The sequence below is a fragment of the Bradyrhizobium sp. genome, from assembly GCF_028868675.1.
Taxonomy (GTDB): Bacteria; Pseudomonadota; Alphaproteobacteria; order Rhizobiales; family Xanthobacteraceae; genus Bradyrhizobium.
Genome location: NZ_JAGWUA010000184.1, coordinates 1 through 9,513 on the forward strand (window position 1 = coordinate 1; position 9,513 = coordinate 9,513).

8 protein-coding genes are annotated in these 9,513 nt (G+C 66.9%); 5 read left to right on the forward strand and 3 right to left on the reverse strand.

The annotated features are described in order from the left end of the window. Positions 1-158 precede the first annotated feature (158 nt). Both KGM94_RS20060 and KGM94_RS20065 read left to right on the forward strand, forming a co-directional pair. Positions 159-782, forward strand: a complete 624-nt coding sequence (locus tag KGM94_RS20060) for a PEP-CTERM sorting domain-containing protein (protein WP_300263319.1) — start codon at positions 159-161, stop codon at positions 780-782. Between the two features lie 319 nt (positions 783-1,101). After that, entirely contained in the window at positions 1,102-1,371 is a 270-nt protein-coding gene (locus tag KGM94_RS20065; protein WP_300263331.1) for a hypothetical protein, read from the forward strand. A 272-nt stretch (positions 1,372-1,643) separates the two neighbouring features. Here KGM94_RS20065 and KGM94_RS20070 read toward each other — a convergent pair whose 3' ends face one another. The 3 genes from KGM94_RS20070 to KGM94_RS20080 all read right to left on the reverse strand — a co-directional run bounded on the left by KGM94_RS20070 (position 1,644) and on the right by KGM94_RS20080 (position 2,518). Then, positions 1,644-1,856, reverse strand: a complete 213-nt coding sequence (locus KGM94_RS20070; RefSeq protein ID WP_366526260.1) for an addiction module antidote protein — start codon at positions 1,854-1,856, stop codon at positions 1,644-1,646. A gap of 76 nt (positions 1,857-1,932) precedes the next feature. Beyond that, entirely contained in the window at positions 1,933-2,190 is a 258-nt protein-coding gene (locus tag KGM94_RS20075; RefSeq protein ID WP_300263321.1) for a DUF3551 domain-containing protein, read from the reverse strand. Between the two features lie 40 nt (positions 2,191-2,230). After that, positions 2,231-2,518, reverse strand: a complete 288-nt coding sequence (locus KGM94_RS20080; RefSeq protein WP_300263323.1) for a DUF3551 domain-containing protein — start codon at positions 2,516-2,518, stop codon at positions 2,231-2,233. Positions 2,519-2,760: 242 nt separating this feature from the next. On the opposite strand from KGM94_RS20080, the gene KGM94_RS20085 reads away from it, so the two are divergent. From KGM94_RS20085 to KGM94_RS20095, 3 genes are all read left to right on the forward strand, one after another. Beyond that, positions 2,761-3,486: an outer membrane beta-barrel protein gene (locus KGM94_RS20085; protein ID WP_300263325.1), complete on the forward strand. Its 726-nt coding sequence runs from the start codon at positions 2,761-2,763 to the stop codon at positions 3,484-3,486. Positions 3,487-3,987: 501 nt separating this feature from the next. After that, complete coding sequence (dnaE, locus tag KGM94_RS20090) at positions 3,988-7,479, forward strand: DNA polymerase III subunit alpha (protein WP_300263327.1); 3,492 nt, start codon at positions 3,988-3,990, stop codon at positions 7,477-7,479. A gap of 118 nt (positions 7,480-7,597) precedes the next feature. Beyond that, a partial coding sequence (locus KGM94_RS20095) for a caspase domain-containing protein (RefSeq protein ID WP_300263329.1) occupies positions 7,598-9,513 on the forward strand: 1,916 nt, incomplete at its 3' end.

A 9,513-nucleotide genomic window follows, 5' to 3' on the forward strand; every position in this document is an offset into this window, starting at 1 on the left:
CGCAGCGACGAAAGCCGCTGCGGCCTTTTCAAGCGGGATCCGCATTGCCCGGCGCCGGCACGGTCGAACGATCCCTGCAATTCGAGTTGGTGACGGAACCTTCGGATAGGATGACTGTTTGGTTCGCGGGCCGGGGGCCCTCCAAAGGAGCGTCCTCTATGAAAGTGACGAGTGCGTGGATCGCAGTGGCGACACTTGCGGCCGGAATGGCGATGCATAGTTCAACCGCATCTGCCGCAATCGTATTCAGCGACGACTTCAACGGCTATTCGGGGCAGTTGAATTGGATTCCACCCACCAACTGGTCGATAACGTCCGGGAGCGTGGACCTGATCGGCGAGACTCCCAGCGGAACTTCCTTCGATTTCTATCCCGGCAATGGCGGCTACGTCGATCTCAACGGTACGACCGGTTCGCCTGGAACGCTTCAGACGCTCGCCAGCTTCGCGGCTGGAACCTATACGCTCTCTTTCGCCCTCGGCGGTAACGCACGCGGCGACGGTCCGAAGACGACGGTCGTCACCCTCGGCACGTTCAGCCAGCCGATCACGCTGGCAGCGAGTGATCCTCTTGCCATTCATTCGTTCACCTTCACGACGAGCGGTGGCAATCTGTCGTTTGCCGATCTGCTCGGCGGCAATGGCAATATCGGAAACATCCTTGACAATGTAGCGGTCGCAGCCGTTCCCGAGTCGTCCTCATGGGCGATGGTCTTGCTGGGCTTTGCGAGCGTCGGGCTTCTGGTCTACCGGAGGCGCGCGCCGACCTTCCGCGTGATTTGACGCTCAAACAGACCAAAAGGGCCGTCTCGCCAGACGGCCCTTGTTCGAGCGCTGTTCATTCGCTTGTGCAGGGAAGGGCGTCTCTGAGACCGCCAAACGACGCCACGCCATTGCATCGAGATCAGCGCCAAGAGCGGTGTAGTGGTGCGCACATCGCATCGCACACTTCATCAGTTTCGCCCGGAGGGATGCCTGCGGTCTTGCCGGACCGTTGATCTACGTCAACGTTAAGTATTCCTGCGCGCTCACTTTGCGATCGGCCGTACGTGAAGCGGCCTTCGTCAGCCTTCAATTCGCACGCGCAGGAAGGAGTATCATCATGCAGCCGGGGAAGCGTCTTTCGATCAAGTCGGTGACAGTCGCGGGGATTGCTGCCAGCGCCCTGTTGGGGCTTGCAGGTGTCACCCTCAATCCGGCACCAGCCGGCGCGGTCGTGTATTGCCAGTACATTGAGTATCCGGTGGGTTGCGTCGCGAGGGCCGGCGTCGTGCTCAGGCCTCGGCCGGTGGCACGTGCTGCGGTCCGGGCCGGCACGGCCAGCCCAACCAACTTGAACGGCGGCGTCAACCGCGTCGGGGTGCGGCGGTAAAGGACGCGATCAGCGGGGCACGAGCGTCGCCGGCAGGGCAGGCCGAGCTCGTGACCCGTTGCGGTTCGTCTTCGCAAGGCGCAATCGATCGACGCGTTCGATCGGTCGCGATCTTCGGGTGGTGGCGGCCGAATGCCTGACCATGCGCCGGACTGATCAGCTCGATCTACGCGCGGACAGCCAAAGCGCTGGCGGTCGACTGAACGAACTCCGGCATTGGAGGTTGGCCTGGGCGGGTGCAGCCTGCAGCGCCGACCTCGACGTGTTCTTGGTCAGGCCGCTTTGGACGGTGCGAGCTTCAGTTTCAGACCCAGCGCCTTTGTTGCCTTGTGAACGGTTTCAATCGTCGGATTGCCGCCAGGGCGGAAGGATTTGTAAATGGCTTCGCGGCTCAGCCCGGTTTCCTTGGCGAACTGGCTGACTCCGCGCGCCCTGGCAATGTCGCCTATCGCGGTGGCGATGAAAGACGGATCATCCTCATCGATCGCCGCTTCGAGATAAGCCGGTCATCGATGGCGGCGGGGCCATCGATCGCATCGACGCAGGCCAACACCTCCTCGATTAGTTCGAGCGTGTCGACCGGCGGCCGCTCGTCGGCTTCTTCGGCGCAAAATAGGGATTGACCATGCACTGCGCGGCGCGGCCGACCGCCAGGAATTTGCATTGCTCAATCGTCGCATAGCGGCAGTCGAAATAGCCCACCGGTCCAAAGATCTGCATGCAGACGGGATAGGCGGGATCGTAGGTCTGGGCGCGCGCGGGCCGGCCGAGCCAGAGGGCTGCGACGGCGGCGATGGCGAAAGTGGCAAAGCGAATCATGATGATCGTGTCCACGGCCGACCAACGGTGCACCGCTAATTTAGCGCTGCCAATAGGGCGGCGGCGGAGGCGGCGGCCGATAGCGGTCGGGCGTGGCGTAAGGGTCGCCGCTCTGGCCGGCGAAGTAGGGATTGGCGATGCAGGTCAGCGCACGGCCCGACGCACTCGCCCGACACTGGTCGTAGGTGTCGAATCGACAATTGCTCAGCCCGGGCCATTCGTCGCCGGTCAGGCAGAAGGGGTGCTTGACGCCGTAAGCGTTCACAGGTGCGTGACTGAGCCCGAGCGCGATTGTGGCAGCAATGGGGACGGCGACGAATCCGCGCATCGAGTTTCTCCTGTCGCGCGCTCGCCGAATGCATTCGAGGCGCGCTGCGTGCGGCGTAGTCCACACTGGAACTGCGACGACCGCAAGATTCAAACGAATCCAGCATCGCACACGAACTTTGATTCTCCGCGCGGGTCCTTTCATCCTGACTGTTGCGTCGAGGCTACAGCAATTCCGTCGATCGCTGTTAAGAGGTGCGCACGGCCCCGGGGGCCTCTGACGAAACTGGAACGGGAATCAAAATGAAAAAGACTCTGTTGCTCGCCACCGCAAGCCTGATCGCGCTCGGCGCGGCGGCGCCGGCGATGGCTGCTGACCTGGCGGCGCGCCACTACACCAAGGCGCCCGCGATGGTTGCTGCGATCTACGACTGGAGCGGCTTCTACATCGGCATCAACGGCGGCGGCGCCTCGGCGCATACGACGTGGGATCAGCTGGCGCCGCTCGTCGGCGGTGAAGGCTCCCACAACGCGACGGGCGGCACCGTCGGCGGCCAGATCGGCTACCGCTGGCAGTCGGGTCAGTTCGTGTTCGGCCTCGAAGGCCAGGGCAACTGGGCCGACTTCTCGGGCGACAACCTCAGCGCGCTCAATGCGCACCGCAATCGTACGCGCATCGACTCGTTCGGTTTGATCACCGGTCAGGTCGGCTATGCCTGGAACAACATCCTGCTCTACGTGAAGGGCGGCGCGGCCGTGGTCGGCGACAAGTACGACGTCTACAGCACGGCCACCGGCGGCCTGCTTGCTTCGACCAGCGAGACCCGCTGGGGTGGCACGGTCGGTGCCGGCCTCGAAGTCGGCTTCGCGCCGAACTGGTCGGTGGGCGTCGAGTACAACCACATCTTCCTCGGCGACAAGGACGTGACCTTTGCCGGCCTGAAGACCGATCGCATCGGTCAGGACGTCGACATGGGCCTGGTTCGCCTGAACTACAAGTTCGGCGGCCCGGTCGTCGCCAGGTACTGATCGGCTACTAATCGGCGGATCGACCGCACCGATCTGCGGTCTTGAAGCCCCGGCCTTTGGCCGGGGCTTTTTCTTTGAGCTCAGTGAGTTAACCATGGTCCTGCAAGCCGGGGGGCGATATTCGGCAGACGGCTTGACTCCTTGGAACGAAAAGAGAACAATGTTCTCATTATGTTCTTACGAGGGAGCGGGACCATGTTCAGGATCTTCGTGGAGGAGGCGGCGGCGCTGGCGTCGATCACGCTATTCGTCGGCATGATCGCGATCTGGGCGCAGGTCATTCCCCAGCTCTGATCCCGCAGCTCTGACGATACGGGGTCCTTGAGACCCCAAGGGGCGCTTGGGGAAAAGCCGGACGGCGCGCGGAATGTTCGGCGCCAGCGTGGACTCCGCAGGCCGGAGGCACCACCATTGCGGCGCGAGTCGACCCCGCCGGGCATGTGACGCCTCGGCATACGCGACCGCTTCACCCATGAGCCAAAAGGGGCCTGAGACGCGACCATGCCGAGCGCCGGATTTGTCCATCTTCACGTTCACTCGGCCTATTCGCTGCTCAAGGGCTCGATCAAGATCGCCAAGCTCGCCGAGCTTGCCAAGGCCGACCGCCAGCCGGCGCTGGCGCTGACCGACACCGACAACATGTTCGGCGCGCTGGAATTCTCCGACAAGATGGCGGCCTCCGGCATCCAGCCGATCATCGGCTGCGAGCTCGCGATCGATTTCGGCGACCAGGATCCCAACGCGCGCCACGCGATTGGGCCGTCACGGATCGTGCTGCTGGCCGCGCGCGAAGCGGGCTATCGCAGCCTGATGCGACTCGATTCCCGCGCGTTCCTGGAGACGCCCGACACCCACGCACCGTTCGTCAGGTTCGACTGGCTCGCAGGGGAGACCGAAGGCCTGATCGCGCTCACCGGCGGGCCGGACGGACCGATCTCGCTGGCGCTGCAGGCAGGCCACGCCGAGCTCGCGGCGGCGCGCTGCGAGCGCCTGGCAAGCCTGTTCGGCGACCGCCTCTATGTCGAACTGCAGCGCCACGGCCTGGACACGGAACGCCGCATCGAGTCGGGGCTGATCGATCTCGCCTACGCCAAGGGGCTGCCGCTGGTCGCGACCAACGAGCCGTATTTCGCCGCAACCGACGACTACGAGGCCCACGACGCGCTGCTGTGCATCGCCGGCGGCCGGCTGATCGCCGAGACCGATCGCGAGCAGCTCACGCCCGACCACCGCTTCAAGACGCGCGCCGAGATGGCGGTGCTGTTCGCCGACATTCCGGAGGCGCTCGCCTCCACCGTCGAGATAGCCGAACGCTGCTCGTTCCGCCCGATGACGCGCAAGCCGATCCTGCCGTTCTTCACCGTCGGCGCCGCGTCGAGCCCAGACGCTGCCGCGGTCGAGGCCGCCGAGCTGAAGCGGCAGGCGGAGGAGGGGCTTGCCAACCGGTTGCGCGTGCACGGCCTCTCCCACGGCACCACCGGGGAAGACTACGACAAGCGGCTCGCCTTCGAGCTCGACGTCATCACCCGCATGAAATATGCGGGCTACTTCCTGATCGTGGCCGACTTCATCAAATGGGCGAAGGCGCACGACATCCCGGTCGGACCGGGCCGCGGCTCCGGCGCCGGCTCGCTGGTGGCCTGGGCGCTGACCATCACCGACCTCGATCCGATCCGCTTCGGCCTGCTGTTCGAGCGCTTCCTCAATCCCGAACGCGTCTCGATGCCGGACTTCGACATCGACTTCTGCCAGGACCGTCGCGGCGAGGTGATCCGCTATGTGCAGCAGCGTTACGGCCACGACCAGGTCGCGCAGATCATCACTTTCGGCACGCTGCAGGCGCGCGGTGTGCTGCGCGACGTCGGGCGCGTGCTGCAGATGCCCTATGGGCAGGTCGACAAGCTGACGAAACTCGTGCCGCAGAATCCGGCCGCGCCGGTGACGCTCGCCGCGGCGATCGAGAGCGAGCCCAAGCTGCAGGCCTTCCGCGACGAGGACCCCGTGGTGGCGCAGGCCTTCGACATCGCCCAGCGCCTCGAAGGCCTGACGCGGCACGCCTCCACGCATGCGGCCGGCATCGTGATCGGCGACCGGCCCCTGAGCGAACTGGTGCCGCTCTATCGCGATCCGAAATCCGACATGCCGGTGACCCAGTTCAACATGAAGTGGGTCGAGCCCGCGGGCCTCGTCAAGTTCGACTTCCTCGGCCTCAAGACGCTGACCGTGCTCGACGTCGCGGTGAAGCTGCTGAAGCCGCGCGGCATCGACATCGATCTCGCGACGTTGCCGATCGACGACGCCGCAAGCTACCAGATGCTGGCGCGCGGCGACGTGGTCGGCGTGTTCCAGGTTGAAAGCCAGGGTATGCGGCGCGCGCTGATCGACATGCGGCCGGACCGCTTCGAGGACATCATCGCGCTGGTCGCGCTCTACCGCCCGGGCCCGATGGCGAACATCCCGACCTATTGCGCGCGCAAGCATGGCGACGAGGAGCCGGAATACCTGCATCCGATCCTGGAGCCGATCCTGAAAGAGACCTTCGGCGTCATCATCTACCAGGAGCAGGTGATGCAGATCGCGCAGGTGATGGCCGGCTATTCGCTCGGCGACGCCGACCTGCTGCGCCGCGCGATGGGCAAGAAGATCCGCGCCGAGATGGAGAAGCAGCGCGCCGTCTTCGTCGCAGGCGCGGTGAAGAACGGCGTGCCGAAGGGCCAGGCCGAGACCATCTTCGAGCTGCTCGCGAAATTCGCCGACTACGGCTTCAACAAGAGCCACGCGGCGGCCTACGCGCTGGTGTCCTACCACACCGCCTACATGAAGGCGCACTATCCGGTCGAGTTCATCGCGGCGTCGATGACGCTCGACCTCAACAATACCGACAAGCTGTCCGAATTCCGCGCCGAGGCGCAGCGCCTCGGCATCAGGGTCGAGCCGCCCAACGTCAACCGTTCGGCCGCGACCTTCGAGGTCGGCGACGACACGATCTACTACGCGCTCGCAGCGCTCAAGGGCGTCGGCGTCGACGCGGTGAAGCAGATCGTCGCCGAGCGCGAGAGCAAGGGCGCCTTCACCTCGCTTGCGGATTTCGCCGCGCGGGTCAATCCGCGCGCGATCAACAAGCGCGTCATCGAGAGCCTGGCGGCCGCCGGCGCCTTCGACACGCTGGAGCCGAACCGCGCGCGCGTCTTCGCCGGCGCCGACGCGATCCTCGCAGCCTGCCAGCGTTCGCACGAGGCGGCCACGATCGGGCAGAACGACATGTTCGGCAACGCGGCCGACGCGCCCACCATCATGCTGCCGCAGGTCGAGCCCTGGCTGCCGGCGGAGCGGCTGCGGCGCGAATACGACGCGATCGGCTTCTTCCTGTCGGGCCATCCGCTCGACGACTACGCGACCGTGCTGAAGCGGCTCAGGGTGCAGACCTGGGCGGAATTTTCGCGCGCGGTGAAGACCGGGGCGACCGCGGGAAAAGTCGCGGCCACCGTGGTGTCGCGCATGGAGCGGCGCACCAAGACCGGCAACAAGATGGGCATCATGGGGCTTTCTGATCCCACGGGTCACTTCGAGGCGGTGCTGTTCTCCGAAGGGCTCGCGCAATACCGCGACGTGCTGGAGCCGGGCGCCGCCGTGCTGCTGCAGCTCGGCGCCGAGCTTCAGGGTGAGGACGTCCGCGCCCGCGTGCTGCATGCCGAGCCGCTCGATGACGCCGCCGCCAAGACACAGAAGGGCCTGCGCATCTTCCTGCGCGATACCAAGCCGCTGGAGTCGATCGCGCGGCGGCTCGCCGTGCCGGAAGGGGCCGCGGCACCGAAGATCGGCAGCCCCGCGATCGCTCCGCGCGGCAATGGCGACGGGGAGGTCTCGCTGGTGATGATGCTCGACCTCGAGACCGAGGTGGAGATGAAGCTGCCCGGCCGCTTCAAGGTCTCCCCGCAGATCGCCGGCGCCATCAAGGCGGTCGCGGGCGTGGTCGACGTGCAGCAGATCTAGCCGGCGGGCGCCATCCCGCCGCCTCAATTCGCGCCTTCGTTCAAGGGCCGTTCAGATTGCCGCGCGCCTACTCGCGCGGACGTGCGCTCAACAAGCGATCCAGCAAAAGCGGGCAGCCATGCGTGGGACATCAAGACCTTTCCTCTCCCTTCTCCTGCCGCTGCTGCTGCTTGCGGCCACGGCGATGGTCGATCCGGCCGCCGCCCAGCAGCAGGAGAAGCGCATCGCGCTCGTGGTCGGCAACGGCGCCTATGCCAAATCGCCGCTCGCCACCGCCGCCAACGACGCCGGCCTGATCGCGCAGACCCTGCAGGCCGCGGGCTTCGACGTGGTGGGGGCGCGCGATCTCGACGGCGACACGCTGCGCAAGAGCTTTCGCGATTTCATCCAGAAGGCGCAGTCCTCGGGGCCCGGCACGGTGGCGATGATCTACCTGGCCGGCTACGGCGTGCAGCTCGCCGGCGAGAACTATTTCATCCCGGTCGATTCCAACATCACGCGCGACACCGACATCCCGACCGAGGGCCTGCGCATCAGCGACTATGTCCGCCAGCTCGCCGCGATTCCGCTGAAGGCCAACATCGTGGTGCTCGACGCCGCGCGGCAGCAGCCGTTCGTCGAGGCCGGCCAGGGCATCGCGAGCGGGCTCGCGCTGGTCGAGCCGGAGGCGAACATGCTGGTCGCCTTCAACGCCGCGCCGGGCACGGTGGCGCCGGTGGAGGGTGGACCCTACGGCACCTACGCGCAGTCGCTGGCCGAGATGATCCGCACCGGCGGCCTGTCGCTCCCGGAGGTGTTCGAGCGCGTCCGCCTGCGCGTCAACGAGGCCAGCAAGGGCGCGCAGGTGCCGTGGGACGCGCAGAAGATCAGCGCGCCCTTCGCCTTCTTCGAGCGCGGACCCGACGCGCCGCCGCCGCAGGCCGCCCCCGACCAGGTCGCCGCGATCCGCAGCAAGCCGATCCGCGATCTTTCCGCGCAGGACGCCTATGCGGCTGCGCTCGAGCGTGACACGCTGCCGGCGTACGAGGAATTCCTCGCCGCCTGGCCCGACGATCCCATGGCGAAGCGGGTGAGGGCGATCGTCGCGGCGCGCCGCGAGGCGATTACCTGGCGACGCACTTATCGTGCCGACACCCCTGAGGCGTACTGGTCGTATCTGCGCCGCTATCCGCGCGGGCCGCATGCGCCCGATGCGCGGCGCAGGCTCGCGATCCTGACCGCGCCGATCGAACCACCGCCGAGCTTTGCGATGCTGGACTACGACGTGCCGCCGCCGCCGCCGGAGGAGGTCATCTATGTCGATCGTCCGGTGCTGATGTTTGCCGATCCCGATTTCGGCTTCGCGCCGCCGCCACCGCCGCCGGTCTACTATCTGCCGCCGCCGCCGCCCGACTTCATCGTGCTGCCGCCGCCGCTTCCGGTGGTCGGCCTGTTCGTGCTGCCGCAGCCGGTGTTCGTGCCGATCCCGGTGTTCGTCAGGCCGCCGATCTACGTCGCGCCGCCGCCGCACAACATCATCTACGCCAACATCCACAACACCACGGTCATCAACACCGTCATCAACCGCCCGCCGCCTGCGCCTCCCGCGGGCGGGCCGCCGGGCAGCCCGGCTCCGGTGGTTGCCGGTCGTCCGCCCGGAGCGGGGCCGGCCATGCCGCCGGCGGTCGTGCAGCGGGCGACGCTGATCCAGCAGGGCAAGCTGCCGGTGCCGCCGAGCGCGACGATCAATCCGGCCGTGAAGGGCGGGCCGCCGCCGGCCTTGCCGGCCAATGTAGCACCCGGCGCGCCGCCGCTGGGCCAGCCGAAACTGCCCGCGGCCCATGCGCTGCCGGTGCCGGGGGCTCATGGCGCACCGCCCCCGCCCGCAGGTGCGCCGAACACCGGGATTGCGCCGCCCGCGACGGCGCCCGCGACGACGGTGCCGCCGCACCTCAACGCGCCCGTGGCCAACGCGCCGGCCGCCACGACGACTCCGGGCGGTACGCGAACCCCGCCGAAGCTGCCGACCGTTCAGACGCCGCCGGCTCCGGCGGC